Source organism: Streptomyces sp. CB02009, assembly GCF_001905825.1.
Taxonomy (GTDB): domain Bacteria; phylum Actinomycetota; class Actinomycetes; order Streptomycetales; family Streptomycetaceae; genus Streptomyces.
Window position 1 is genome coordinate 369,100 of sequence record NZ_LIVV01000006.1, and the last position, 25,841, is coordinate 394,940.

At 72.6% G+C, this 25,841-nt stretch carries 21 protein-coding genes; 11 read left to right on the top strand and 10 right to left on the bottom strand.

All coding sequences use genetic code 11. From position 1 onward, the window contains the following. Positions 1–44: 44 nt before the first annotated feature. Together AMK27_RS25470 and AMK27_RS25475 are read right to left on the bottom strand one after the other, a co-directional pair. Entirely contained in the window at positions 45–2,075 is a 2,031-nt protein-coding gene (locus AMK27_RS25470; protein WP_073912570.1) for a M4 family metallopeptidase, read from the bottom strand. Between the two features lie 204 nt (positions 2,076–2,279). Beyond that, the gene (locus AMK27_RS25475; RefSeq protein ID WP_073912573.1) at positions 2,280–3,194 is read right to left on the bottom strand and encodes a TetR/AcrR family transcriptional regulator C-terminal domain-containing protein; all 915 of its coding nucleotides are present in this window, start codon (positions 3,192–3,194) and stop codon (positions 2,280–2,282) included. A 125-nt stretch (positions 3,195–3,319) separates the two neighbouring features. Here AMK27_RS25475 and AMK27_RS25480 point away from each other — a divergent pair, with 125 nt between their 5' ends. Beyond that, positions 3,320–4,813 carry an MFS transporter gene (locus tag AMK27_RS25480; RefSeq protein WP_073912576.1) on the top strand — a complete coding sequence of 498 codons (1,494 nt, stop codon included), beginning with the start codon at positions 3,320–3,322 and terminating at the stop codon, positions 4,811–4,813. A gap of 160 nt (positions 4,814–4,973) precedes the next feature. On the opposite strand, the gene AMK27_RS25485 is transcribed toward AMK27_RS25480, so the two are convergent. From AMK27_RS25485 to glgX, 3 genes are all read right to left on the bottom strand, one after another. Then, on the bottom strand, positions 4,974–6,854 hold the full coding sequence (locus tag AMK27_RS25485) for an ABC transporter ATP-binding protein (protein ID WP_073912579.1): 1,881 nt from the start codon (positions 6,852–6,854) through the stop codon (positions 4,974–4,976). Beyond that, positions 6,851–8,740 (bottom strand): ABC transporter ATP-binding protein, encoded by a 1,890-nt coding sequence (locus AMK27_RS25490; protein ID WP_079188590.1) that lies wholly within the window; start codon positions 8,738–8,740, stop codon positions 6,851–6,853. The genes AMK27_RS25485 and AMK27_RS25490 overlap by 4 nt, the downstream gene beginning before the upstream one ends. A gap of 108 nt (positions 8,741–8,848) precedes the next feature. Then, positions 8,849–11,050, bottom strand: coding sequence for a glycogen debranching protein GlgX (glgX, locus tag AMK27_RS25495; RefSeq protein ID WP_073912582.1), 2,202 nt, complete (start codon positions 11,048–11,050; stop codon positions 8,849–8,851). A gap of 164 nt (positions 11,051–11,214) precedes the next feature. Between glgX and AMK27_RS25500 the strand changes: the two genes are divergently transcribed. From AMK27_RS25500 to AMK27_RS25525, 6 genes are all read left to right on the top strand, one after another. Beyond that, positions 11,215–12,432: a L,D-transpeptidase gene (locus tag AMK27_RS25500; RefSeq protein WP_073912585.1), complete on the top strand. Its 1,218-nt coding sequence runs from the start codon at positions 11,215–11,217 to the stop codon at positions 12,430–12,432. Between the two features lie 195 nt (positions 12,433–12,627). After that, positions 12,628–13,890 (top strand): L,D-transpeptidase, encoded by a 1,263-nt coding sequence (locus AMK27_RS25505; protein WP_079188592.1) that lies wholly within the window; start codon positions 12,628–12,630, stop codon positions 13,888–13,890. 85 nt (positions 13,891–13,975) lie between these two features. Then, entirely contained in the window at positions 13,976–14,743 is a 768-nt protein-coding gene (locus tag AMK27_RS25510; RefSeq protein WP_073912588.1) for an enoyl-CoA hydratase/isomerase family protein, read from the top strand. Positions 14,744–14,823: 80 nt separating this feature from the next. Then, on the top strand, positions 14,824–15,330 hold the full coding sequence (locus tag AMK27_RS25515; RefSeq protein WP_073912589.1) for an ATP-binding protein: 507 nt from the start codon (positions 14,824–14,826) through the stop codon (positions 15,328–15,330). 420 nt (positions 15,331–15,750) lie between these two features. After that, positions 15,751–16,515, top strand: coding sequence for a polysaccharide deacetylase family protein (locus tag AMK27_RS25520; protein WP_073912592.1), 765 nt, complete (start codon positions 15,751–15,753; stop codon positions 16,513–16,515). Then, the gene (locus AMK27_RS25525) at positions 16,515–17,765 is read left to right on the top strand and encodes a YncE family protein (protein ID WP_079188594.1); all 1,251 of its coding nucleotides are present in this window, start codon (positions 16,515–16,517) and stop codon (positions 17,763–17,765) included. The genes AMK27_RS25520 and AMK27_RS25525 overlap by 1 nt, the downstream gene beginning before the upstream one ends. 37 nt (positions 17,766–17,802) lie before the next feature. On the opposite strand, the gene AMK27_RS25530 is transcribed toward AMK27_RS25525, so the two are convergent. Beyond that, positions 17,803–18,441: a GNAT family N-acetyltransferase gene (locus AMK27_RS25530; protein WP_073912593.1), complete on the bottom strand. Its 639-nt coding sequence runs from the start codon at positions 18,439–18,441 to the stop codon at positions 17,803–17,805. Positions 18,442–18,515: 74 nt separating this feature from the next. Between AMK27_RS25530 and AMK27_RS25535 the strand changes: the two genes are divergently transcribed. Both AMK27_RS25535 and AMK27_RS25540 read left to right on the top strand, forming a co-directional pair. Continuing rightward, complete coding sequence (locus tag AMK27_RS25535) at positions 18,516–18,731, top strand: EF-hand domain-containing protein (protein WP_073912596.1); 216 nt, start codon at positions 18,516–18,518, stop codon at positions 18,729–18,731. Between the two features lie 627 nt (positions 18,732–19,358). Next, positions 19,359–19,619 (top strand): hypothetical protein, encoded by a 261-nt coding sequence (locus tag AMK27_RS25540; protein ID WP_073912599.1) that lies wholly within the window; start codon positions 19,359–19,361, stop codon positions 19,617–19,619. Between the two features lie 43 nt (positions 19,620–19,662). Here the strand turns inward: AMK27_RS25540 and AMK27_RS25545 are convergent, their stop codons facing one another. Continuing rightward, positions 19,663–20,646, bottom strand: a complete 984-nt coding sequence (locus AMK27_RS25545) for a helix-turn-helix transcriptional regulator (protein ID WP_073912601.1) — start codon at positions 20,644–20,646, stop codon at positions 19,663–19,665. A gap of 150 nt (positions 20,647–20,796) precedes the next feature. Between AMK27_RS25545 and AMK27_RS25550 the strand changes: the two genes are divergently transcribed. After that, complete coding sequence (locus AMK27_RS25550; RefSeq protein ID WP_073912603.1) at positions 20,797–21,324, top strand: hypothetical protein; 528 nt, start codon at positions 20,797–20,799, stop codon at positions 21,322–21,324. 51 nt (positions 21,325–21,375) lie between these two features. After that, positions 21,376–21,981 carry a response regulator transcription factor gene (locus tag AMK27_RS25555; protein ID WP_073912605.1) on the top strand — a complete coding sequence of 202 codons (606 nt, stop codon included), beginning with the start codon at positions 21,376–21,378 and terminating at the stop codon, positions 21,979–21,981. 95 nt (positions 21,982–22,076) lie between these two features. Here the strand turns inward: AMK27_RS25555 and AMK27_RS25560 are convergent, their stop codons facing one another. The 3 genes from AMK27_RS25560 to AMK27_RS25570 are packed head-to-tail and all read right to left on the bottom strand — an operon-like array spanning position 22,077 to position 25,832. Next, the gene (locus AMK27_RS25560) at positions 22,077–23,192 is read right to left on the bottom strand and encodes a 3-dehydroquinate synthase II family protein (protein ID WP_073912607.1); all 1,116 of its coding nucleotides are present in this window, start codon (positions 23,190–23,192) and stop codon (positions 22,077–22,079) included. Further along, positions 23,164–24,153 (bottom strand): 2-amino-3,7-dideoxy-D-threo-hept-6-ulosonate synthase, encoded by a 990-nt coding sequence (locus tag AMK27_RS25565; protein WP_073912610.1) that lies wholly within the window; start codon positions 24,151–24,153, stop codon positions 23,164–23,166. The genes AMK27_RS25560 and AMK27_RS25565 overlap by 29 nt, the downstream gene beginning before the upstream one ends. Beyond that, positions 24,150–25,832 (bottom strand): class I adenylate-forming enzyme family protein, encoded by a 1,683-nt coding sequence (locus AMK27_RS25570; RefSeq protein ID WP_073912612.1) that lies wholly within the window; start codon positions 25,830–25,832, stop codon positions 24,150–24,152. The genes AMK27_RS25565 and AMK27_RS25570 overlap by 4 nt, the downstream gene beginning before the upstream one ends. Positions 25,833–25,841 lie beyond the last annotated feature (9 nt).

Consider the following 25,841-nt stretch of genomic DNA (forward strand, 5'->3'; position numbering starts at 1 on the left):
TTGTGACTCGGGTTCACTCACTCACGCGTCTGCCCTCGCGGGGCCTACGGGAAGGTGAGCTTGAAGCTGTTGATGTAGCCGGTGTCGATCGAGGCCTTGTCCTGGACGCGGAGCTTCCAGGCGCCGTTGGCGACCTCGGAGGAGGCGTTCACGGTGAAGGTCTGGACGATGTTGTCGGCGCTGCCGCCGGACCGGTTGGACAGGCTGTAGGCCGAGCCGTCCGGGGCGACGAGGTCGACGACGAGGTCGCCGCGGTAGGTGTGGACGATGTTCACGTCCACCTTGAGGGCGGAGGGCGCGTTGCCCGTGATGCCCGTGACGTTGACCGTCGAGGTCACCGCGGCGCCGTTGTCCGGGATGGACACGTCGGCGGTGTTCTCGAAGACCTTGCCCGGCTGCGGCTCGCCGCCACCGGGGCGGGTGCCGACGGCGATGGCGGCCCAGGCGTGCTGGACGGCGAGCGTCTCGGGGCTGTTGGCGCCGTACAGCTCGGTGGCGACCGCGACGGTGCCCGTGCGGGCCCCGGCGTAGTTGGTGTTCGAGCCGAACTTGGTGGTGAGCGCCTTGAACCAGATCAGCGAGGCCTTGTCACGGCCGATGCCGGTGACGGGCAGGCCGTCGGAGGTCGGCGAGTCGTAGTTCACGCCGTTGACGGTCTTGGCGCCGCTGCCCTCGGAGAGCAGGTAGTACCAGTGGTTCGCAGGGCCCGAGGAGTAGTGGACGTCGATGCCGCCGAGGCCCGAGTACCACGCGTCCTTGGACGAGCCGTCCTTGCTCGGCTTGTCCATGTAGCGCAGCGGGGTGCCGTTGCCGCGGATGTCGATCTTCTCGCCGACCAGGTAGTCGCCCGGGTCGTTGGCGTTGTTCGCGTAGAACTCGACGGCCGCCGCGAAGATGTCGGAGGTGGCCTCGTTGAGGCCGCCGGACTCGCCGCTGTAGACCAGGCCGGCCGTGTTCGAGGTGACGCCGTGCGTCATCTCGTGCGCCGCGACGTCGATGGAGGTCAGGGGCTTGGTGTTGCCCGCGCCGTCGCCGTACGTCATGCAGAAGCAGGAGTCCGACCAGAAGGCGTTGACGTACGCGTTGCCGTAGTGGACCCGGGAGTACGCGCCGACGCCGTCACCCTTGATGCCGGTGCGGCCGTGCACGTTCTTGTAGTAGTCCCAGGTGAGCGCGGCGCCGTAGTGCGCGTCGGCACCCGCCGTCTCCTTGTTCTGCGGCGTGCCGTTGCCCCACACGTCGGTGGTGTTGCTGAAGAGCGTGCCGGTGCCGGACGTACCGCCGTTGAGGTTGTACGTCTTGTGGTTGCCGCGGCCGGTGTCGGTCAGCGTGTACGAGGGCGCGGTGCCGAGGGTCACCTGGCCGCTGTACTGCGTGTTGCCGGTGCCGGTCTCGATGGCCTGCCACTCGAAGAGCTTCGCGCCGGTCTTCGCGTCCGTCACGACGTGCAGCTCGTTCGGGGTGCCGTCGTGCTGGAGGCCGCCGACGACGGTCTCGTACGCGAGGACGGGGCTGCCGTTGGCGGCCCAGACGACCTTGCGCGGGGCGCGGTCGGCCTTGGCCTTGTCCGAGCCGTCCGCCTGGGCGAGGCCGACGGCCTGCTTCTCGGCCGCGGCCGGGGCCACGGTGGCGGAGGTGGCGATGTTCTTGAGCTCCGCGCGGGTCGACTTGGTGACACCGGTGGTCGCGCCGGCCTTCGTCTCGGCGACGATCAGGTCGCCGCCCAGGACGGGCAGCCCGGCGTAGGTGCGCTCGTAGCGCGTGTGGGTCGTGCCGTCGCGGTCCTGCACGACGTCACGGACGACCAGCTTCTCCTGGGCGCCGAGGCCGAGTTCCTTGGCCGTGGCGGCCTTGCCGGCGTCGGCCGCCTTGATGAGCGCGGTGCGCTCGGCGGGGGTGAGGTCGGCCGGCAGCTTGCCGGGGTTCGCCGAGGTGCCCTGCTGGGCCTTCGGGGCGATGCTCCAGGGGGCGTCCGCCGCGGTGGCGGCGCCCGTCTGGACGCTCACGGCGAGCATGGCGGCGGCAGCGATCAGAGCGCCGGTCGCGGTGGCGCGACGGCTGGGCGTGGATCTCACGCAGACTCCTTCTTGCGAGGGGGGTACCGGCGGACTGGGTCGGCCCATCCGGGCGGAGCAAGCAGAGCTGTGGAGCACGTTCGGGTGAAGCAGCGAACTCTGGTGCGAAGAGCCGGGGAGAGAGTGACAGGAATGACGAGGACCTGTCAGGAGCGCGTCGGCAAGTTGGCCGGAAATCGTTCGCTGCCCGTAAGGCCGTGTTCGTTAAGCGGACGTTTCATCGATCAAGGACGCGATGCCGTCCAATGTTCGCCCGAGCCCGAATTCGAAGAGCGTCCGCAGATCGAGACCGAACCCGCCCTCGCTTGTCACCGAGGCCAACTCCGGGTACGAGCCCGCCGATTGGATCGCGTCGAATCGTGGCTCGTTCTGTTCCATCCACTCTCCGTCGGAGATGCCCGAATCCTGTCGGGCCTGCTCCTCCAGATCGTCCGCCATCGACAGCCCCTGGACGTACGCGAAGAGCGTCAGATGCGTGTGGAGCTTCTGCGTCCGGGTGAGCGGAGTGCCCCTCATGGCCCGCAGCACCCACTCCGTGTACGCCATCGCGTTCGGCGTCGCCACGGGCCGCGTGTACGAGGCCATCGCGTGCGCCAGCCACGGGTGCCGGGCGTACACGTCACGCAGCCAGCGCGCGGCCTGCTCCAGACCCGTCCGCCAGTGCGCCGGCACCGGACCCAGCGGCACCTCGCCGCACGCCTCGTCCGTCATCAGGCGGATCAGCTCCGGCTTGCCCGGGACGTGGCGGTACAGGGCCATGGTGGAGACGCCGAGCCTCGTCGCCACCCTGCGCATGGTCAGGGCGTGCAGCCCTTCCGCGTCGGCGAGTCCGAGAGCCGCGGCGACGATCTCCTCGCGGGTGAGGGGAGCCGCCGCCCCACCCCCGCCCCGGCCGTCCTTCGCCGGGGACACGACCACCGTGCCCACCCCCGGCTCCGGCCGGACCAGGCCCTCCTGGCGCAGCACCGCCAGCGCCTTCGTGGCCGTCGCCATGGCCACGCCCCACTCGCGGGTGATCGCCCGCGTCGACGGAAGCCTGTCCCCCGGACCCAACTCGCCCACCCGCACCCGGCGACGGAGCTCGGCGGCGATCACGAGGTAGGGCGGCTGCGTCGTCACGGCGGGAGTGTACTAGTGCACCCTGAGGGGCGTACGCAGCCCTGAACTGCCCACTTCCCAGCCGGAGTCCAGGTGCACTAGGACGGCAGTGGCACCGTACGCACACCGCTGCTTCCCTCCTCCCCATGACACTCACCGCACCCCCCGAGCCCGCCGCGGGACCCGGCCCCGCCCGCGCCGGCCGCCGCGCATGGACGGCCCTCGGCGTCCTCATGCTGCCGCTGCTCCTCGTCTCCATGGACGTGTCCGTGCTCTACTTCGCCCTCCCCTCCATCAGCGCCGACCTGCGGCCGGGAGCCACCCAACAGCTCTGGATCCTCGACATCTACGGCTTCGTCCTCGCCGGGCTCCTCATCACCATGGGCGCGCTCGGCGACCGCGTCGGGCGCCGCAAGGTCCTGCTCGGCGGCACGGCGCTGTTCGGGCTCGCCTCGGTCGCCGCGGCCTACGCGCACACCCCCGGCGCCCTGATCGGCGCCCGGGCACTGCTCGGCATCGGCGGCGCCTGCCTCATGCCCGCCACGCTCGCCCTGATCCGGGTGCTCTTCACCGACCCGGCCCAGCGCGCCAAGGCCATCACCCTCTGGACCACGGTCATGGCGAGCGGCATCGCCCTCGGGCCCGTCGTCAGCGGCGCGCTCGTCGAGCACTTCTGGTGGGGCTCCGTCTTCCTCGTCAACCTGCCGGCCATGGCCCTGCTCCTCGTCCTGGGGCCGCTCCTGCTGCCCGAGTCCAAGGGGGCCTTCGCCGGACGCTTCGACGTCCTCAGCGCGGCCCTCTCGCTCGGCGCGCTGCTGCCGCTCATCCACGGCATCAAGGAACTGGCCGAGGACGGCTGGGCGCCCCTTCCGGCGGGCGCCGTGTGCGCGGGACTGCTCGTCGGGCTGCTGTTCGTCCGCCGCCAGGCGCGGCTCGCCCACCCCATGGTCGACCTCGCCCTGCTGCGGAACCGGGCCTACGGCGGCTCCGTCCTCGCCAACCTCCTCGCGATGGCGGCGACGGTCGGCTTCGCCGTCTTCCTCACCCAGTACCTGCAGTCCGTCCTGGGCCAGAGCCCGTTCGAGGCGGCGCTCTGGAGCCTCGTGCCCACCGCGGGCGTGCTCGCCGCCGCGCCCACGGCCGCGGCACTGGCCCGGAAGACCGACCGGGCGTACGTGATGGCCGGCGGGTTCCTCGCGGCCGCCGCCGGCTTCGCCTGGCTGGCCGGCGTCGACCGCGGCACGCCCCTGTGGGTCGTCATCGCGGCCGGCGCCCTCTACGCCGGCGGCCTGGTCTCCGCGATGACCCTCGCCAACGAACTGACCCTCGGCGCCGCACCGCCCGAACGGGCCGGCTCGGCCGCCGCCGTGCTCGAATCGGGAGCCGAACTCGGGGGAGCGCTCGGCATGGCGCTCCTGGGCGCCCTGGGAGCGGCGGTCTACACCGGCGCGATGCCCGCGGACGCGCCGGCCGCGGCCCGCGAGACCCTGGGCGGCGCGCTGACGACCGGACCCGAGGTGATCGAAGCGGCCCGCACCGCGTTCGTGGAGGCGATGGGGGCGGTGGCCGTGGGGGCGTCGGTCCTGATGGCGGCGTCGGCGGTGCTGTCGCTCGTGCTGCTGCGGAAGGCACGCCCCTGAACGGGAGCGGGGGACGTGGAGGGGGTCGCGTTCGGGACGTAAAGCGTGATTTGTGGCGCGACAAGAGCGTCCAGCGGCACTGCGCCAGAGCGCCGTAAATCATGCAGTCCCGAATGCGGCCCCCGGAACGGCCCCCGCGGCACCCCCACGGGTGTCAGGCTCAGCCCACCAGACTCTCCCGCCAGGCCTGGTGCAGACCGGCGTAGTGGCCCTCGTCGGTGACCAGGTCCGACGGCGCCCCGTCCTCCACGATCCGGCCCGCCTCCATCACCAGGACCCGGTCCGCGACCTCGACCGTCGACAGGCGATGGGCGATGACCACCGCCGTACGGCCCGCCAGGACCGTGTCCATCGCCCGCTGCACCGCCCGCTCGCCCGGGACGTCCAGCGAACTGGTGGCCTCGTCCAGGATGAGGACGGCCGGGTCCGCGAGCAGTGCCCGCGCGAAGGCGACCAGCTGGCGCTGGCCCGCCGAGATGCGGCCGCCCCGTTTCCGTACGTCCGTGTCGTAGCCGTCGGGCAGACTCTTGATGAAGTCGTGCGCCCCGATCGCGCGGGCCGCGTCCTCGATCTCCTCGCGGCTCGCGTCCGGGCGCCCGATCGCGATGTTCTCGGCGACCGTCCCCGAGAAGAGGAACGCCTCCTGGGTGACCATGACGATGCCCCGGCGCAGATCCGGCGTGGTCAGGTCGCGGAGGTCGACGCCGTCCAGGCGCACCGCGCCGTCCGTGGGGTCGTAGAAGCGGGCGAGGAGCTTCGCCAGGGTGGACTTGCCCGCGCCCGTCGCCCCCACCACCGCCACCGTCTGGCCGGCGGGGACGGTCAGGTCGAAGGTGGGCAGGACCTCGCCGCCCGTGCGGTAGGCGAAGCGGACCTTGTCGAAGACCACCTCGCGCCCCGGGGCGCCCGTGCGGGCGGGCAGGGCGGCGGGGGCCGTCGTCTCCGGGACCCCGGGCTCCTGGGCCAGCAGACCCGCGATCTTGGTGAGGGACGCGGCCGCCGACTCGTACGAGTTGAGGAACATGGCGAGCCGGTCGATCGGGTCGTACAGGCGCCGCATGTACAGCACCGCCGCGGCGAGCACGCCCAGTTCGAGCGAGCCCGAGGCCACCCGGTAGGCGCCCCAGAGACACATGCCGGCGACCGCCGTGTTGGCGACGAGCCGCGAGCCCACGACGTACCGGGCCATCTCGAGGAGCGCGTCGCCGTTGCTCCGCTCGTGCCGGTGGTTGAGCGTCGCGAACTCGGCGTCGTTGACCCGCTCGCGGCGGAACGCCCGTACCGGACGGATGCCGTTCATCGTCTCCGCGAACTTCACGATCACGCCCGCGATGGCCGTGGAGCGCTCGGCGTACACCGCCCCGGCCCGCCGCCGGTAGACGCGCACCAGGAGGGCGAGGGGGACGAAGGACGCCACCGCCACCGCACCGATGCCCAGGTCGAGCCAGAGGAGGATCACCGAGATCGAGACGAACGAGAGGACGACGCCGATCAGTTCCTGCAGTCCCTCCGAGAGGAGCTCCCGGAGGGACTCGACGTCGGTGGTGGAGCGGGAGATGAGCCGGCCCGAGGTGTACCGCTCGTGGAAGTCGACGCTCAGGATCTGCGCGTGGCGGAAGATGCGGCCGCGCAGGTCGAGGAGGACGTCCTGGTTGATACGGGCCGCGCCGCGGACGAAGACGTACTGGAGGAGGCCCGAGAGGGCCGCACAGAGGAGGTAGCCGAGGGCCACCGCGAGGACGGGGCCGTGGTCGCCCGCGCGGAAGGCGGGGACGCCCTCGTCGATGGCGTACGCGACGAGGAGGGGGCCGGCCTGGATCGCACCCTCCTTGACTAGGAGCACCAGGGCGGCGACGGCGACCCGTGCGCGGTGGGCCGAGAGGAGCGAACGGAGCAGGGCGCCCGTCGCTCCGGGGGGTGCCGGGAGGTCGTCGCGGTCGAAGGGGTCTACGGTCTGCTGGGCCGTCAGATCCCTCTCTGCCTGCTGTGCCGTCTGATCCTTCTGTGCCTTTTCTGCCTGCTGTGCCGTCTGTTCCGTCATCGGGGTCCGCCCTCGCCTTCGCCGGACATCAGCCAGGCGTACTCCTCGCTGCTCCGCAGCAGCTCGTGATGGGTTCCCACGGCCGCGATCCGACCCCGGGAGAGCAGCGCCACCCGGTCGGCCAGCATCACCGTCGACGGGCGGTGCGCCACCACGAGTGCCGTGGTGTCCCGCAGGACCTCCCGCAGGGCCGCCTCCACACGCGCCTCCGTGTGGACGTCGAGTGCGGACAGGGGGTCGTCCAGGACCAGGAAGCGGGGGCGGCCGACGACCGCCCTGGCGAGGGCGAGCCGCTGGCGCTGTCCGCCGGACAGGCTCAGGCCCTGCTCGCCGACCTGGGTCCCGGCGCCCTCGGGCAGCCGCTCGACGAAGCCGTCGGCCTGCGCCACGCCGAGCGCGCGCCGCAGTTCCGGCTCGCCCGCCGCTCCGTCCGCGCCCATCAGGACGTTCTCCCCGACGCTGGCGGAGAAGAGGGTCGGCTCCTCGAAGGCCATCGACACCAGGGACCGCAGCCGGTCCCGTTCCATCAGGGCGATGTCCTCGCCGTCCAGGAGGATGCGGCCGCCCGAGGCCTCGTGCAGCCGCGGTACGAGGGCGGTGAGCGTGGTCTTGCCGGAGCCCGTGCCGCCGACCAGGGCCAGGGTCTCGCCGGGGCGGATGTGCAGGTCGATGCCGTCCAGCACGGCCGGGGCGTCCGCCGGGGCGTCCGGGTAGCGGAACGACACGCCCTCGAAGAGCACCCCGCCATGACCGCCCGGACCGCCCGCCGCCGTGGCCCGGGTGTCCCCGGCGTCCGGGGCGGCGTCCGGCTCCTCCTCGGCGTCCATCACCTCGAAGTACCGTTCCGTCGCGGTCGCCGCCTCCTGGCTCATCGCCAGCAGGAAGCCGATCGACTCCACGGGCCAGCGCAGCGCCAGGGCCGTCGACAGGAACGCGACGAGCGTGCCCGCCGACAGGTCGCCGTCCGCCACCTGGACCGTGCCGAGGACGAGGGCCGCACCGATGGCCAGCTCCGGTACGAAGGTGATGACCGCCCAGATCGTCGCGAGCAGCCGGGCCTTGACGAGCTCGGTGCCGCGCAGCCGGCCGGAGAGCTCCCGGAAGGCCGTCGCCTGGCTGCGGTGGCGGCCGAAGCCCTTGACGATGCGGATGCCGAGGACGCTCTCCTCGACGACCGTCGTCAGATCGCCCACCTGGTCCTGGGCGCGGCGCGCGACCGCTCCGTACCGGCCCTCGAAGACCGAGCAGACGATGACGAGCGGGATGACCGGAGTGATGAGGACGAGCCCGAGCGACCAGTCCTGGGCGAGCAGCAGGACGTAACCCGCGAGGATCGTCACGGCGTTGACCAGCAGGAACGTCAGCGGGAAGGCCAGGAACATCCGGACCAGCATGAGGTCGGTCGTGCCTCGGGAGAGGAGCTGGCCCGAGGCCCACCGGTCGTGGAAGGCGATCGGGAGCCGCTGGAGCCTGCCGTACAGGTCGGCGCGCATCCGGGCCTCCACCCCGGACAGGGGGCGGGCGACCAGCCACCGCCGGTACCCGAAGAGCACCGCCTCGGCGATGCCGAGCAGCAGGAGGTAGAGCGCCCCCAGCCACACGCCGCCCGGGTCCCGGTCCGCGACCGGCCCGTCGACCAGCCACTTCAGTACGAGCGGGATGACGAGCGACAGACAGGACGCGACGACCGCGACGAACGCGGCCGTGAACAGGCGCGCCCGCACGGGCCGCACGTACGGCCAGAGACGGAGCAGCGTCCGCACCGCGGAGCGGTCGTGAGCCTCGGGGGCGTCACGGCCGTCAGGTCCGGCAGGGCCGTCGGGACCGTCGTGATCGTCGGGGGAGTCGGGGGCGGGGGGCTCTGGGGCGACAGGTTTCTCGGGCATCAGGCCCGACTCTATGGTTCACCACTGACACGTCTCATCCCGTTTTCCGGCCGTCCGGGGCACGCCCCGGGCGGCCGGGGGAGTCCCCGGCCGCGGCCGGGCGCCTCCTCATGTCCGCACCCGCAGCAGCACCATCGACCTGGCCTCCACCGTGATGATCCCGCCGCCCGCGTGCTCCGTGCCCGGTGGTGCCGACTGGTCCTCGCGGCCGGTGTCCACGACCAGTTCGTACGTCTCCGCCCACGGGGGGCCCGGGAGGCGGAACTCCAGGGGGCGGTGGCCCGCGTGGAGGACGGCGAGGAAGCTGTCGTCGGTGATCTGCTCGCCGCGCTCGTTCCGGCCCGGTATGTCGCGGCCCGACAGGTAGAGGCCGAGCGTGGCCGTGGGCGCGTACCAGTCGGGCTCCGTCATCTCGGCGCCCTCCGCGGTGAACCAGGCCAGGTCGCGCAGCCCGTCCGTCCCCTGGGGGCGGCCCGAGAAGAAGGCGCGGCGGCGCAGGACCGGATGGTCGTGGCGGAGGGCGAGCAGCCGGCGGGTCAGGGCGAGCAGCTGGGCCCGGCCGGGGTCGTCCGGGAGGGCCCAGTCGAGCCAGCCGATGGCGTTGTCCTGGCAGTAGGCGTTGTTGTTGCCGCCCTGGGTGCGGCCCATCTCGTCGCCGGCGACGAGCATCGGGACGCCGGTGGAGAGGAGCAGGGTGGTGAGGAGGTTGCGCTGCTGGCGGAGGCGGAGGGCGTTGATGCCGGGGTCGTCGGTCTCGCCCTCCACCCCGCAGTTCCAGGAGCGGTTGTCGTGGGTGCCGTCGCGGTTGCCCTCGCCGTTGGCCTCGTTGTGCTTGCGCTCGTACGTGACGAGGTCCCGCAGGGTGAAGCCGTCGTGCGCGGTGACGAAGTTGACGGAGGCGTACGGTCGGCGCCCGCCCCAGGCGTACAGGTCGCTGGAGCCGGAGAGCCGGTAGCCGAGGTCGCGGACGTCGGGCAGCGCCCCGCGCCAGAAGTCCCGGACGGCGTCCCGGTAGCGGTCGTTCCACTCCGTCCAGAGCGGCGGGAAGGCGCCGACCTGGTAGCCGCCGTTGCCCACGTCCCAGGGTTCGGCGATGAGTTTGACCCGCCGGAGCACGGGGTCCTGGGCGATGACCGCGAGGAACGGGGAGAGCATGTCGACGTCGTGCATCGAGCGGGCCAGGGCCGCCGCCAGGTCGAAGCGGAAGCCGTCGACGCCCATCTCCGTGACCCAGTAGCGGAGGCTGTCGGTGATGAGCCGCAGCACCTGCGGCTGCACGACGTGCAGGGTGTTGCCGCAGCCGGTGTAGTCGGCGTAGCGGCGGGCGTCGGACTGGAGCCGGTAGTAGCCGCGGTTGTCGACGCCCTTCAGGGAGAGCGTGGGGCCGAGCTCGCCCGCCTCCGCCGTGTGGTTGTAGACGACGTCGAGGATGACCTCGATCCCGGCCGCGTGCAGTGCCCGCACCATCCGCTTGAACTCGCCGACCTGCTGGCCGGTCGTCCCCGAGGAGGAGTAGCCGGCGTGCGGGGCGAAGTAGCCGATGGAGTTGTAGCCCCAGTGGTTGCGCAGGCCGCGCCGGAGGAGGTGGTCCTCGTGCGCGAACTGGTGCACCGGGAGCAGTTCCACCGCCGTCACCCCGAGCCGGACGAGGTGGTCGATCGCCGCCGGGTGCGCCAGACCCGCGTACGTGCCGCGCAGGTGCTCGGGGATGCCCGGGTGGAGCCGGGTGAAGCCCTTCACGTGCAGCTCGTAGATGACCGAGTCCTGCCAGGGCGTCTTGGGTCTGCGGTCGTCGGACCAGTCGTCGTCGTCCAGGACGACGACGCCCTTGGGGACGTGCGGCGCCGAGTCCCGTTCGTCGCGGACGGTGTCGGCCACGTGCTGCTGCGGCCAGTCGCGGACGTGTCCGTACACCTCGGGCGGCAGCGTGAAGTCGCCGTCGACGGCCCGCGCGTACGGGTCGAGGAGGAGCTTCGCCGGGTTCCAGCGGGCGCCCGTCCAGGGGTCCCAGCGGCCGTGCACCCGGTAGCCGTACCGCTGTCCGGCCCCGACCCCGGGCACGAACCCGTGCCAGATCTCGTGCGTCAGCTCCGTCAGCGGCAGCCGCAGCTCCGTGCCGTCCGGGTCGAAGAGGCACAGTTCGACGGCCTCCGCCCCGCCCGCCCACAGGGCGAAGTTGGTGCCGGTCACCCCGTCGGGGCCGGTCCGGCAGCGTGCGCCGAGCGGCGTCGGCGCGCCCGGCCACACGGGCGGTCCGGCCCGCTCCGGGGCATGGTCAGGTACCGCCTCCTGCTCGGCTGCGCTCGTCACCGTCCCGGCCTCCAGCGGCTCGTCGGGCCCCGCACCCGCGGGGCGGCGGCGTCCCGGCCGCCGCTCCCGCGCGTGGTTCTCCCCCTGTTCTGCCCGGACGGCCCGGCTCCCAACATGACCCGCACGCACGTTTCCCCTGGAGGGTGGCTGTCGTTGGGCCGAGCGTGACCTTTGTATGGAAGCGGGCGGGGTACGCCCTCGCGGTGGCGGGACTGTTGGCGGGCCTCGTGGGCTGCACGGCGCCGGACGGTGGAGGCGGGATCGGCATCGGCCTGCCGGGCAAGGCACGGGCTCCCGGCGACGTCATCCGGGTCAGCCCGGAGGACGGCAGCCGGGGCCTGCCGGCCGACGGCCCGGTCGAGGTGAAGGTGGACAGCGGGCGGCTCGAACGGGTGACCGTGGTCCAGGTGGAGGACGGCAGGCGGACCCGGGTGGCGGGGGAGATCTCCGCCGACGGACTGCGCTGGCGGCCCCGGCCGGAGACCCGGCTCGCGCTGGCCGCGAAGTACAGCGTGGACGCGGTGGCGCTCGACGCGCACGGCCGCCGCTCGGCCCGGCACACCACCTTCACCACCGTGGTGCCGGAGAGCCGCTTCATCGGCTACTTCAAGCCGGAGAACCGTTCCACGGTCGGCACCGGGATGATCGTCTCCTTCGGGTTCAACATGCCGATCGAGAACCGGGCGGCGGTCGAGCGGGCCATCCGGATCACGTCCGTGCCGCCGGTGGAGGTGGTCGGGCACTGGTTCGGCAAGGAGCGGCTCGACTTCCGCCCGGCCGCGTACTGGCGGCCGGGGACCGAGGTCACCGTGGAGATCGGCCTGCGGGACGTCGAGGGAGCCCCCGGCGTGTACGGCATCCAGCGCAAGACCGTCGGCTTCACCGTCGGCCGCTCCCAGGTGTCCGTGGTCGACGCCGCCGCGCACACCATGGAGGTCAGGCGGGACGGCGACGTCCTCGCCACCGTGCCGATCACCGCGGGGGCGCCGAAGACCACCACGTACAACGGGAGGATGGTGGTCACCGAGCTGTACGACGTGACCCGGATGAACGGGGCCACGGTCGGCTTCGGCGGCGAGTACGACATCAAGGACGTGCCGCACGCCATCCGTCTCACCGACTCGGGCACCTTCCTGCACGGCAACTACTGGGCCGATCCGAGCACCTTCGGCTCCGCCAACGTCAGCCACGGCTGCATCGGGCTCCGGGACGACAAGGGCGGCGACGCCGAGTCCCCGGCGGGCTGGTTCTTCGAGCGGACCCTCGTCGGCGACGTGGTGGAAGTGGTCAACTCCCGCGACCGGAAGGTGGCTCCCGACAACGGCCTCGGAGGCTGGAACATGGAGTGGAGGGAGTGGAAGGCCGGCTCCGCGCTGAGCTGACGCCCGCGTCCCCCTCGTACCGTCCGGCGCCTCCGGCCTCTTTCGTTGTCTTAGCAGGTCGATCGGGACGGAACGGTGACATTCACGAGGATCTTTCGTGTCCTGCGGTGTGATTGTCTATCGCCGTGTGCGCGAGCGGATGCGCACGGGGGTGGGGCCGGGCGGTGCCGGGCCGTGCGAGGGGAGAAGACCACAGTGAACGGGCAGCCGATATCGGGGGCATCGGTCGGAGCTACGGGGCGGCGCGGCCGGCGCGGGGGCGTCAGGCTGCAGGCCCTGGCGGCGGGAGCGCTGCTGCTGGTGCTCACCGCCTGCGGCGGCGGTGAGACGGCGAACGGCGGTACGGGGGGCCAGGGGCCGGCGGCGCAGGGCGGCGGCAAGCAGGAGAACGCGGCCTCCCAGGCGGTCGTCACCATCCTGCCGAAGGACGGCGCCGACTCGGTCGCCACCAGCGGGGTCCTCAAGGTCACCGCGGCGCAGGGCAAGCTGACCACGGTCACGGTCGCCGACTCCAAGGGCGCCGCGGTCGAGGGCAGGATCGCGGCGGACGGGGCCAGCTGGTCGCCGACCGCGCACCTGGCTGCGTCCACGCAGTACAAGGTCCACGCGGTCGCGAAGGACGCCGAGGGCCGCGAGTCGGCGAAGGACACCACCTTCACCACCCTCGTCCCGAAGAACACCTTCATCGGCCAGTACACGCCGGAGGACGGTTCGACCGTCGGCGTCGGCATGCCGGTGTCCATCAACTTCACCCGCGGCATCACCGACCCGGAGGCCGTCGAGAAGGCCGTCAAGGTGACGTCCGAGCCGTCCGTGCCGATCGAGGGCCACTGGTTCGGCAACGACCGCCTCGACTTCCGCCCGGAGAACTACTGGGCCGCGGGCACCAAGGTGACCGTGCACCTCAACCTGGACGGCGTCGAGGGCCGCCCGGGCGTCTACGGCAAGCAGAAGAAGACGATCACCTTCACCATCGGCCGCCGTCAGGTCTCCACCGTCGACGCGAGCGCCAAGACGATGAAGATCGAGCGCGACGGCAAGATCATCAAGACGATCCCGATCACCGCGGGCGCGCCGTCCACGACCACGTACAACGGTCAGATGGTCATCAGCGAGAAGTACAAGGTGACCCGCATGAACGGGGCCACGGTCGGCTTCGGCGGCGAGTACGACATCAAGGACGTCCCGCACGCCATGCGCCTGTCGACCTCGGGCACCTTCGTGCACGGCAACTACTGGGCCTCGGCGGGCACGTTCGGCTCCTCCAACGTCAGCCACGGCTGCGTCGGCCTCCAGGACGCGCGGGGCGCGGGCGACAGCTCGATGCCGGCCGCCTGGTTCTACGACCGCTCGATCATCGGTGACGTGGTCGTCGTGAAGAACTCGAAGGACAAGCAGATCCAGCCGGAGAACGGCCTCAACGGCTGGAACATGGACTGGTCGGAGTGGATCAAGTAGTCCACCGCTCGTACGTCCGAGGGGCCCGGTGCTGTGAGCAACAGCACCGGGCCCCCCGGCGTTAACGGACACTAACCTTCCTCCCATGACTGTGAACCTCGAAGTCGCCGACGGCGTCGGCACGATCCGCCTCGACCGCCCCCCGATGAACGCGCTGGACGTCGCCACCCAGGACCGGCTGCGCGAGCTCGCCCAGGAGGCGACCGACCGCGACGACGTCCGCGCCGTGATCATCTACGGCGGGGAGAAGGTGTTCGCGGCGGGCGCGGACATCAAGGAGATGCAGGTCATGGACCACGTGGCCATGGTCAAGCGCTCGCGCGCCCTCCAGGACTCCTTCACCGCCGTCGCGCGCATCCCCAAGCCGGTCGTCGCGGCCGTCACCGGCTACGCCCTCGGGGGCGGCTGCGAGCTCGCGCTCTGCGCCGACTACCGGATCGCCGCCGACAACGCCAAGCTCGGCCAGCCGGAGATCCTGCTGGGCCTGATCCCCGGCGCCGGCGGCACCCAGCGACTGGCCCGGCTCGTCGGCCCCTCCAAGGCCAAGGACCTCATCTTCACCGGCCGGATGGTCAAGGCCGACGAGGCCCTGACGCTGGGTCTGGTCGACCGGGTCGTCCCCGCCGCCGAGGTGTACGAGCAGGCGCACGCCTGGGCCGCCAAGCTGGCACAGGGCCCGGCCGTCGCGCTGCGGGCCGCGAAGGAGGCGATCGACCAAGGCCTGGAGGCCGACATCGACACCGGCCTGGCCATCGAGCGCACCTGGTTCGCCGGCCTGTTCGCGACCGAGGACCGCGCGAACGGGATGCGCAGCTTCGTCGAGGAGGGCCCGGGGAAGGCGAAGTTCGCCTGAGGTGACAGACCTGCCTTCGTGAGGGGCCGATTCCACCGGAACGGCCCCCGCGAGCGGCTCCGTGCGGCCATGATGGGGGCATGGCGGGCCTGGAGGGTAGGGAACAACCGTGGCAGCGCACTGGCGCAGCCGCAGCGCGGTGGTCACCGGCCGCGGAGGACGAACAGGCCGCCGAAGCAGTGGAGTTGTACGGTAATCCGGCGGATGAGGATGTCCGGCTGCCGTCCCGGCCCGAATCCGCGTGGGTGGCCCGCAGGCTCACCCAGCACGTCGTGCTGAGACAGTGGGCGCTCGGCCCGCAGATCGCCGAGCACGCGGTGCTCCTGGTGTCGGAGCTGGTGGGGAACGCGGTCCGGCACACGGGTGCGCGGGTCTTCGCGCTGCGGTTGCAGCGGCGGCGGGGCTGGATCCGGATCGAGGTGCGCGACCCCTCGCGCGGGCTGCCCTGCCTGATGCCGGTCCACGAGCTCGACACGAGCGGCCGGGGGCTCTTCCTGGTCGACAAGCTCTCGGACCGGTGGGGCGTGGACCTGGCGCCCCGCGGCAAGACGACCTGGTTCGAGATGCGGGTCGCCGACCGTCCCTGAGGCCGGTCCGGGGCACGGGTCGCCGACCGTCCCCGAGGCCCGCCCCCGGATACACGGAAGCCCCCGTGCGCCGTGGTGGGGCGCGTGGGGGCTTTCGTGTGGTGCGCCGTGGACGGGGGGGTGTATCCACGGCTGCTATGTCGACCTGGCCCGGGTCAATGGGGGTCGTGCCACCGACTATGGCAGACAGCCGGCCCTACCGCCAAAAGTCCCTAGTGGGGCAAAACAGCCCTAAAGCGGACACTTTAATAGTGAATCGTTGGTGACGTGTGGCACTCACCTTGCAAACAATGAATGACTATGCGGTTCCGTGATTGTTCCTCGGGGTCGTCCGCATGCTGGACGCCCTTGTGGGGCCCGTAAACGTCCTGAATTGGCGTAATCGTGATAAATGGGGCACCTCCGCCCTTAAATGGTCGCGTGAACCCGATCGACCGCCGCGGAGCCCTCCGGGCCGGAGCGGCCGCCGCCCTCGCCGGAGCCCTCACCACCGCCTGCGGCACGACCCCCCGCCCCGCCGCCCCCGCGCCCCGCCGCCCCGCCGCCGCACCCGTCGCGGCCCCCGCACCCCGACGCCTCCCCGGGCAGCCCGCCGAGATCACCCACGGCCCCCGCGACCGGCCCGGGGTCGCACTCACCTTCCACGGCCAGGGCGACCCCGCCCTCGCCCGGACGCTCCTCGGCCAGGCCGAGAAGGCCGGCGCCCGCGTCACCGTCCTCGCCGTCGGCAGCTGGCTCGACCAGCACCCCGACCTGGCCCGCCGCGTCCTCGACGGCGGACACGACCTCGGCAACCACACCCAGCGCCACATCGACGTCAACGCCATGACCGAGACCGAGGCCCTCGCCGAGATCGAGGACTGCGCCACCCGGCTGCGCCGGCTCACCGGCTCCATCGGCACCTGGTTCCGGCCCTCCCGGACCCAGCACGCCGCCCCCGCCGTCCTGCGCGCCGCCCACCGCGCCGGATACCCGCACGTCCTCTCGTACGACGTCGACTCCCTCGACTTCACCTCGCCCGGCGCCACCGCAGTCGTCCGCAACGTCACCGCATCCGTCCGCGCCGGATCCGTCGTCAGCCTGCACTTCGGCTACCCGGACACCGCCGCCGCGCTGCCCCTCCTCCTCGCCGACCTCGACCGCCGCGGCCTGCGCGCGGTCACCACCACGGAGCTGCTGACCTGATGGCACACCGCACCCAGAGACACCGCGCCCCGGCACACCGCGCGCAGGCCCGCCCGACCCGGCACCCCGCCGCGCCGCGCCCCCTCACGAGGCGGACCAGGACCCTCCTCGCCGCCGCCCTCCTCGCCGCGCTCGCCGGCTGCGGCAGCGGCGACCCGGGGGAGGGCGCCGCCCCCGTGAAGAAGGCCGCCGCCGTCCCCAAGCCCGCCGCGGCCCCCGCCGGCCTCCCCGGGATGCCCCCGCCGCTCGACCCGAAGGACGTCTACGCCGCCGACCGGCCCGACCGGCTCTCGCCGGTCGTCAAGGACTTCCCCTCCCGGGTCTACGTCCCCAACACCAACTCCAACACCGTCTCCGTCATCGACCCGGCCACCTACCAGGTCGTCGAGACCCTCCCCGTCGGCAACCAGCCCCAGCACGTCGTGCCCTCCTGGGACCTGAAGACCCTCTGGGTCAACAACAACCGGGGTCACACCCTCACCCCCATCGACCCGGCCACCGGCACCGCCGGCAAGCCCGTCGAGGTCCACGACCCGTACAACCTCTACTTCACGCCCAACGGCAAGTACGCCGTCGTGATGGCCTCCCTCGACCGCGAACTCGTCTTCCGCGACCCGCACACCATGGAACGCAGGAAGACCGTCCCGGTCAGCTGCTACGGCGTCAACCACGCCGACTTCTCCGCCGACGGACGCTACTTCGTCGTCTCCTGCGAGTTCTCCGGCGAGCTGCTCAAGGTCGACACCGAGAAGATGGAGGTGATCGGCCAGCAGAAACTGCCCTTCGAGGGCGCCATGCCGCAGGACGTGAAACTCTCCCCCGACGGCAAGACCTTCTACGTCGCCGACATGATGGCCCACGGCATGTGGGTCCTCGACGGCGAGAAGTTCACCACCCCGAGCCTGATGCCCACCGGCAAGGGCGCCCACGGGCTCTACATCAGCCGGGACTCCCGCGAGATGTACGTCCCCAACCGCGGCGAGGGCTCCATCTCCGTCTTCGACTTCGAGAAGGGCAAGCTGACGAAGAAGTGGCGGCTGCCGGACGGCGGATCCCCCGACATGGGAGGCGTCTCCGCCGACGGCAAGGTCCTCTGGCTCTCCGGCCGCTACGACTCCGAGGTGTACGCGATCGACACCGCGACCGGGAAGCAGCTGGCCCGCATCCCCGTCGGCAGCGGACCCCACGGCCTCGCCGTGTACCCGCAGCCCGGCCGCTACTCGCTCGGCCACACCGGCGTCTTCCGGTAGGGCCCGGCGCCGTCCGGCAGCGCCGGCGGGCGGACGGTCAGCCCGCGACCAGGAGGGCCTCCGAGGCCACCGGGCGGTAGCCCGCCGCCTGGAAGGCGCGGACGCTGCGGGCGTTGCCGGGGGACTGCTGGGCCCAGACGACGGAGTCCGGGGTGAGGTGCCGCGCCGCCGCGGCCAGGGCGCGGCCCAGGCCCCGGTGGCGCACCTCCTCGTCGACCTCGACCGCCGCCTCCCAGCGGCCCGCCACGCCCCGGCCCAGGACCACGAGACCGCCGTCCGCCGCCCACACCCGGACCTCGTCGCGGAACTTCAGCGCCCGCGCGACCCGGGGGTGGTCCGGGTCCACGATCTCCCGGAGCTCCAGCGGAGGAGGACCCGGCAGCGCGTCGGCGACGGTGAGCAGGTCGATCGTGTTCATGTGGCGGCCGGTGCGGGTCATCAGCGCCATCAGGAAGCCCGGGTTCATGCTGGCGGCCAGCGGGTCGCTCGACGTGGCCGCGAGCGCGGCCCGCACCCACTCCGGGTCGGCGTCGGTGAAGACCACCGAGTGGGCGGTGAAGGCCAGCACCCCGGCGTCCCGGGTGCCCGGCTGGGGCACGACCGTCGTCGCCCCGTCCGGGGGAGGGAACGCCCCGCGCGCCGCCGCCGCCAGGATCCGTGCCACCTCGTCGTTCATACCCCCATCATCCGGCAGGCCCGGGCCAGCTAATCTGACCCCCGTCAGAAAAGCACCGAGAAGGGGCGGAAGCAGTGGCGGACATCGACGCGGCACGCACGGCATTCAACACGTTCGACGCCGACGGGGACGGATTCATCACCGCCGCCGAGTACAAGAGCCTCATGGCCCGGCACGGCGACTTCCACGTCACCGAGTCGGTCGCCGAGGTGCTCATCAAGCAGCGCGACACCAACGGTGACGGCGTGCTCTCCTGGGACGAGTTCTGGGCGCACTACAGCAAGGCGTGACCCGCCCGCCCCGACGGGCGGCGCAACGCTGAGCCGCCGCCCGTCCGGGGCACGGTGACGACCGTCCGGTGACGCTCCCCGGACTCTTCTCCGGTGGCGTTCACCGGACCCCTCCGGTGATGCCTCCCGGACTCTTCTCCGGTGATGCTCCCCGGACCCCCCTTGGGTGATGACTCCCGGACTTGTCTCCGGTGACGTTCCCCGGGCGTCTTCCTCTCGTCCCCGGCTCGTTCCCGGCTCGTCCCCCGTCCGTTCGCCCCCCGGCCGTCCGGCGGGGCGGGTTCCGCCGCTCGGCAGCTCCGTGCCGCCGGCAACTTGCCCCACCACATGCCAGTGGCCGGATCCGGGCCCGGCGCGCGAACACTCGGGCATGCGCCCCCCACCTGGCCTTTTGGCCGGAACCAGGGGGTCCGCCGACGGCCCGACCCCCCGCTTTCCCGCAGGTCGTGAGGCAGCTCATTGCCAGGCAGCTTCCTGGCCTGTCCGGAAGCGGACAGCCGGGGCTCCCCGGTGATTACCTCTAGGTGTGCAGCCGGGGAGGCCGAAAAGCCACCGGCCGCCAAGGACCTCCAGACACGCACGTACGCCGCACCCGTACAGCATCCGCACCCGGAAACGGAGACCCACATGTCCTGTCGCACCCGCCGCGCAAGCAGTGTCCTCGCCGCCGTCGCCGCCGCCGTCCTCGGCGGACTGGTGATCGCCTCCCCGGCCGAGGCCGCTCCCACCGCCCCGCACGCGGTCGCCCAGCGCGGCGACGACTTCGTCTGGCCGACGCCGCCGCACCCGCAGATGCCCGACCTCCCGTGCGTCCCGACGCTGCCCGGCATGCCCTGCGTCATCGACCTCCCGGACGACTTCGTCTGGCCCATCGCCCCCCGGGACTGACCACCATGAACGCCATGACCGCCGCCACGGCCGCCGCCCCGCTTCAGATCCACTCCCGGCGGGTCGCCTGCACCCCCGCCTCGAACCGGCTCGACGCACCCAGCCGCTCCATCAGGTCGGCCACGATCCGCCGCTCCGTCCGCACCCCGATGCCCAGCGCACGGGCCACGGCCTCGTCGGTGAGACCGCTCGCCAGGAGCTGGAGCAGCTTGCGCTCCTGCGGGGTGAGCCCGCCGGGCAGGGCGTCCCCCGGGCCGTTCAGCGGGGAGGCGTGCTCCCAGTAGGCCTCGAACAGGGCGCGCATGGCCAGGACCACCGGCTGGCTGCTGAAGAGCAGCGCGGACGGCTGGGCCTGACCCGGCAGCCCGGCGACCACCGCCGCCGTCGTGTCCACGATGAGCAGTCGCATCGGAAGCGTCGGCGAGGTGCGGATCTCGCTGCTCCGCTCCGCCATCCACTGGGCGTGCGCCCGGGTGACCCGGTCACCCGCGACGCTGTCCAGATAGATGGTCCGGAAGCGGACGCCCCGCTCCATCGCCCGCTCGTTGAGCGGCCGGCCGGCCTCGACGGACTCCTCCGTGAGGGCCTTGCCGGGATGGAAGGCGAGCGACTCGCGCGTACAGGACTCGGCGAGCGCCTCCAGGCGGGTACGGATGTCGTCGACGTTGTCGAGGATCTCCGCCCCGTCGAGACCGCCCGAGCGGCCCGACGCCGTGTACTCGGCCGCGAGAGCGGCGAGGGCGGCACGATTCTGCTCGATCCGCTGCTGCCGCGAGGCGAGCTCGCGCTCCTCCCGCTGGAGCAGCACCTTGAGACCGAGCGACGGGTTCACCGCGCGCATCCGGCCCGGACTGTCCCGGGACGGCGCGAGCAGGGAGAGCCGCGTCAGCAGGTCGAGCGCCTCCTCCACCTGCCCGGTCGTACAGCTCAGCAGTTTCGCCAGGCGCTCCGGATCGTGCTCCTTGTGGAACAGGATCGCGCGGTACACGCCCAGCGTGTGTTGGTCGAGCGACGAGACCTCGTCCACGGTGTCCCCCAACGGTCGTACCGCCCCGGGGCCGATCGGGGCGGAGTTCCGAACCGGGGCCGGTGCCCCATGAGCCCGAGCGCCCCGGTCCACCCCATTCACCAGATCATCACGCTACCTGTTCGACGATCTCCTCGAAAGGGACGTCACGTGCTCCAGACCGGTTCCTCCCCGCCGCGGCTCGACGGTCTCGTCGTCCTCGTCGTCGACGCCACCACGGGTGTCGGCCGGGAGCTCGCGACCCGGCTGAGCGCCGCCGGAGCGGTCGTCGCCGTCGTCGGCGCCGGCCATCCCGACCGCGGCGACGACGCCGCCACCAACGCCGCCTTCCTCTGCAAGGCGCTCAGCGACGCGGGGCTGCTCGCCCTGCCGTACCGGATCGACGTCCGCGATCCCGCGGAGGCCGGCCGGCTGCCCGCGCAGATCGCCGCCGACGCGGCGCCGGTGAACGCCGCCGTCGTCGTGCTGCCGGCGCCGGACGCCTCCGGCGAACTGGCGGACGCCTTCCGCGCCGTGTCGGCCGCCCTCGCGGCCGCCCTGCCGCCGGGTGCCCGGCACATCGAGCGCACCCCGGCCGCCGCGGCCGGACCGGAGACGACGACGGCAGGGGACCGCACCTGGCTCCGCTCCGTCGTCGACAGCCTGGCCGCCGACGCGGCACGGGCGACCAGCCGCTGAGACCGGCGGTCCGCGAGGGCCGCCGCCACAGAAGTCACCACGGGGAGAGAGATGTCCATTCGCGTCGTCGTGGCCGGTGACCACCAACTGGTCCTGGAGGCCTTCGCCGAGACCCTGAACGGCACCAACGGCCTGGACGTCGTGGGGCTCGCCACGACCTTCGAGGCGGTGCTCCCGGCCGTCCAGCGGCACCGGCCCACGGTGCTCCTGCTCGGCGAGAGCACCATGGGAGGCAAGGCGCTGCACGCCGCCACCGAGGTGCGCTCGCACCATCCGAACTGCGGAGTGGCGTTGATGGTCGGCTCGGCCACCCCGTCGGTGGTGGACCGGGCGGTGGCCGCCGGAGCACTCGGAGTCGTACCGAAGACGGCCCGGCTGCCGCAGCTGATCACCACCCTCGTGGGGGTCGCGGGCGGCTGCCTCACCGTCGACCCGGGCCTGCTGCGGACCCCGACGGCGGGGGAGACGGTGCTCAGCGTCCGGGAGACCGACGTCCTGCGGCTGACCGCGGGCGGCGCGACCGTCAAGGAGATCGCGGGCGAGCTCTACCTCGCGGCGGGGACGGTACGGAACCTCACCTCCGCGGCGATCAAGAAGCTCGGCGGGCGCAACCGGTTCGACGCCGCGCGCATCGCGGCGGAATGCGGGTTGCTGTGAGGGCGGCGGAGGGGGCCGGACGCGCGCCGGCCCCGGCACGGGGCGTGCCGGGGCGGGGCTTCACGACAGGGTGGAGCAGGGCGCTCCGTGCGCTCCTACTTCTCCAGGCAGAACTCGTTGATCGGGTAGCCGACATGGCGGTCGGCCGTGGGCAGGTGCCCCAGGATGCGGTCGCCCGGCTTGAGTTCGGTGCTGTTGAGCACCGAGGCGCCGGGGCCGAGGACCCGCACGTGCCAGTCGTCCTGGAGGATCAGGTTGACCGTCTGGCCGCTGGGCGCGACCGCGTCGATGGAGATGAGCGGACGCGTCTCGATCTTCACCCGGCCGACGCTGACGGGCCGCGTGCGGCCGTCGACGTCGACCGCCAGGACGGAACTGCCGGCGTGCAGCTCGCTCAGGTAGTGGGTGCGGCCGTTCTGCCCCACGGTGTACGAGTGCAGGGCACCCGCGTTGACGCGGAAGGGACGGGTCGGCATGTACGGCAGCGGGTGGGTCTCGCTGACGCACAGCACCATGCCCTTGGAGTGCGAGCCCACCAGGATGCCCTCGTCCTTGCGGAAGTGGGTCGTGGTGTCGACGCAGGCGCGCTCGCCCATGCCGATGTGCGTGGTGGCCGTGACCTCCAGCTCGACGAGGGAGATCTCCCCGCCGTGCGCGGTCGCCGCGGTCCGCAGGGCCGTCGCGTCGCCGACCGTGCGGCCCCGCATCAGGACACCGTCCGAGCCGTGCTCCAGGACGCCGTACAGGATCTCGGCCTCCTCGGTGTCGGCGGCCGTCGTCACGATGGAGCCGGGCGCGCCCGAGGCGGCCGCGATGACGATCTCCAGCGGGATCTTCGTCGGGTCGCGGAAGTCGAGGACGCTCCACGCCTCGAGGCGCGCCGCCAGGCAGGCGTCCTCCAGGGTGTCGGCGTCGACGATCTCCACGTACCGCCCGAACTGCACGTCCGGGTGGGCCGCTTCGAGCTCGGCGCGGCCGTCCTTCGGACCGGGGACGATCACGACGTCGGCGTCGCCCAGGTCGGCGGGCACGGTGGCGGCGCCGTCCTCGAAGAGCAGGACCTTGCGGACGGTGGGCGGCAGCCCGGCGAAGACGGCCGGGTCGGCGGCGACGATGCCGTCGATCTTCTGGTGCACGGCCTCCTCGAGGACGGCGGCGGTGGCGGCGCCGGCCTCACGGATGTCAAGCCAGCACAGTTTGGCGTCCGTCATGATGCGGACCTCCTGTCAGATGGTCGAGAGACGGGCCGTCGAGCGACGGGCCGTCGAGGTGGGTGTCGTCGTGGTGCGGGTCGTCGAGCGGTGTGCCGTCCAGGTGGTCGGGGGTGAGGCGTTCGCTGTGAAGCCGCTCCCGGCCGCCCGACTCGCTGAACGGGCCCGTGGTGAAGTGCTGTTCGGGGAAGTGGTGCACGATCCTGGCGACCTTGGCCGCCAGCGCGCGCGGGTCCTTGGCCTGGAAGATGTTGCGGCCCATGGCCACCCCGCCCGCCCCTCCGGCGATGGCGTCCCTGACGTACGCCAGGACGTCCTCCTCCTTCTCCAGGGCGGGTCCGCCGGCGACGAGCACCGGCACCGGGCAGGCCGCGGTCAGGTCGAGCATCTCCGCGGTGGATCCGAGGAAGACGGTCTTGACCAGGTCCGCGCCCAGGTCCGCGGCGATCGTCACGGCGTGCGCGACGACCGCCGGGTCCCGGGGGTCGCTGATCCGCGGCCCGCGCGGGTACACCATCGCGAGCAGCGGCAGGTTCCAGCGGTCGCAGGCGTCGGCGATCCTGCCGAGGTCGCCGATCTGCTCCCGCTCGTCGTCGGAGCCGAGGTTGACGTGGACGCTGACGGCGTCCGCGCCGAGGCGCAGGGCCTCCTCGACGCCGGCGACGACGTACTTGGCGTTGGGGTCGAGCGCCTGGCTGGTGCTCGCGTTGAGGTGGATGATCAGCGACATCGCGGCGAACCGCTCCGGGCTGATGTGCCGGACGCTGCCCTTGTGCACGACGACGGCGTCGGCGCCGCCGGCCGCGATCCGGGCGGCGAGCTGGTCGAGCGTGGTGCCCTTCGGCACCACGGGACCGTCGTGGATCGAATGGTCGAGAGGGGTGATCATCAGGCCGGCCGTGCTGTGGCGGTAGAGCCGCCGTAGCCGCAGCGACCGGGCGAAGTGGCCGAAACCGGTCATGGAACGCCCTTTCTGGTTCGCGAGGAGGCGTGATCGGGCTGGTGACCCGCGCCGCTCACGCGGACGGGGTCGTCCCGCGCGGTGGCTCCGCGCGGGGAGCTGAGGGCCGGCCCGCCGGCGCGCGTGCCGCCCGCGGCGGTGGCGCGGGCGCCCGACGCGACGGGGTCCGGTGGCGAGACGGAGCGCAGATAGGCGCGATCCGGTTTGCCCGAGGGCGTGAGCGGCAGCCGCGGCCAGACCGAGACGCGCACCGGAGTGTGCTCCGGAGTCAGCGCAGCGGCCACGTATCCCCGCAGGTCGCAGGAGGTGTGCCCGGCCCCCGAGTACAGCTCGACGGCCGCGTGCACCTGCTCCACCCAGTCGCGGTCCCGCACCCCGAACACCGTGGCCTGGCGCACCTGCGGATGGCGCATCAGCGCCTCCTCGATGGCCGCCGGGTCCAGCTTCAGCCCGCCGTGCTTGATCACGTCGCCCACCCGGCCGTCGAGCCGGAGGTAGCCGTACCGGTCCCAGTGCCCGAGGTCGCCGGTGCAGAGCCAGCCGTCGCGGAAGACGGTCCCGGTGCGTTCCTCGTCGCCGAGGTAGCCGGCCGTGACCGTCGGCGAGCTGATCCAGATCTCGCCCGACACCCCCCGCTCCACCTGGGGGCCGCCGCCGGGGCCGCGGATCTCCACCCGCACCCAGGGGAAGGGGCGGCCCGCCGAGCCGAGCAGCTCCGGCTCGCGGTGGTCCAGCGGGTTGAGGCTGCTGATGCCGCCCGCCTCCGTCGTCCCGTACACCTGGATGAGCACGTCGCCGAAGAGCTCGACGGCCCGCGCCACCCGCGCCGGCGCCGCCGGGGTGCCGCTGTAGGTGATGCGGCGCAGTGACGACAGGTCGGTGAGCGGGGCGGCCGGATGGTCCAGGAGCCGGTAGAGGTGGGGGACGGCGAGGTAGACGTCGGTGACCCCGTGCCGCTCGAAGGCGTCCAGGGCGTCGCCCGCGTCGAACTCGTCGTGCAGCACGACCCGTCCGCCGCTCGCGAGCACCGCGTCGGCCATCGGCGCGGTCGTGTGGCTGATCGGCGTGACGGACAGCAGCGTCGCGGGTCCCCGGGGATCGAGGCCATGGGCGAGACGGCTGACGAGCTCCTCACGCGTGTCGTACCGCTGGGCGACCATCTTGGGCCGACCGGTGCTCCCGCTGGTGAACTCGACGGTCGCGAGGTCGTCCGGGCGCGGCTCGGGGAGTCGCGCCGGCAGCGGTTCGGCGGATCCGGCCGACGGTCCCCAGGGGACGGTCAGCGCGGTCACGGCCGGGACGCGGCGGGTGAGCCACTCGCCGCGCTCGGCGCTCTCGTCGTCGACGAGCAGCACCGACACGCCGAGGTCCTGCAGGAGTCGGGCCTGGGTGGCGACCGAGAAGGTCTCCGTGTCGGTACGCGGGTTCATCGACCGTACGTACACGGAGGTGGCGCCCAGGAGATGGACGGCGTACCGGGCGCCGAGCATCAACGGCCGGTTGGGGCCGGTCAGCACGGCGACGGTGTCACCGGGGCGGACGCCGCGGGAGTGCAGCAGGGCCGTGGTGGCCCGCACCGAGCCGGCGAGCCGGCCGGCGGTGACGGCCTCGTCGGCGCGGTGGATCACCACCCGCCCCGGGTCCTTTCCGAGAGCGTCGAGAATGCGGCGTACGTACATGGTTCCTCC

Coding starts and splice junctions, on each gene's coding strand:
- AMK27_RS25530 (WP_073912593.1), bottom strand. CDS start 18,441: ATGAACGACGAGGTGGCACGGATCCTGGCGGCGGCGGCGCGCGGGGCG.
- AMK27_RS25510 (WP_073912588.1), top strand. CDS start 13,976: ATGACTGTGAACCTCGAAGTCGCCGACGGCGTCGGCACGATCCGCCTC.
- AMK27_RS25560 (WP_073912607.1), bottom strand. CDS start 23,192: ATGACGGACGCCAAACTGTGCTGGCTTGACATCCGTGAGGCCGGCGCC.
- AMK27_RS25555 (WP_073912605.1), top strand. CDS start 21,376: ATGTCCATTCGCGTCGTCGTGGCCGGTGACCACCAACTGGTCCTGGAG.
- AMK27_RS25525 (WP_079188594.1), top strand. CDS start 16,515: ATGGCACACCGCACCCAGAGACACCGCGCCCCGGCACACCGCGCGCAG.
- AMK27_RS25480 (WP_073912576.1), top strand. CDS start 3,320: ATGACACTCACCGCACCCCCCGAGCCCGCCGCGGGACCCGGCCCCGCC.
- AMK27_RS25515 (WP_073912589.1), top strand. CDS start 14,824: ATGGCGGGCCTGGAGGGTAGGGAACAACCGTGGCAGCGCACTGGCGCA.
- AMK27_RS25565 (WP_073912610.1), bottom strand. CDS start 24,153: ATGACCGGTTTCGGCCACTTCGCCCGGTCGCTGCGGCTACGGCGGCTC.
- AMK27_RS25540 (WP_073912599.1), top strand. CDS start 19,359: ATGTCCTGTCGCACCCGCCGCGCAAGCAGTGTCCTCGCCGCCGTCGCC.
- AMK27_RS25485 (WP_073912579.1), bottom strand. CDS start 6,854: ATGACGGAACAGACGGCACAGCAGGCAGAAAAGGCACAGAAGGATCAG.
- AMK27_RS25570 (WP_073912612.1), bottom strand. CDS start 25,832: ATGTACGTACGCCGCATTCTCGACGCTCTCGGAAAGGACCCGGGGCGG.
- AMK27_RS25490 (WP_079188590.1), bottom strand. CDS start 8,740: ATGCCCGAGAAACCTGTCGCCCCAGAGCCCCCCGCCCCCGACTCCCCC.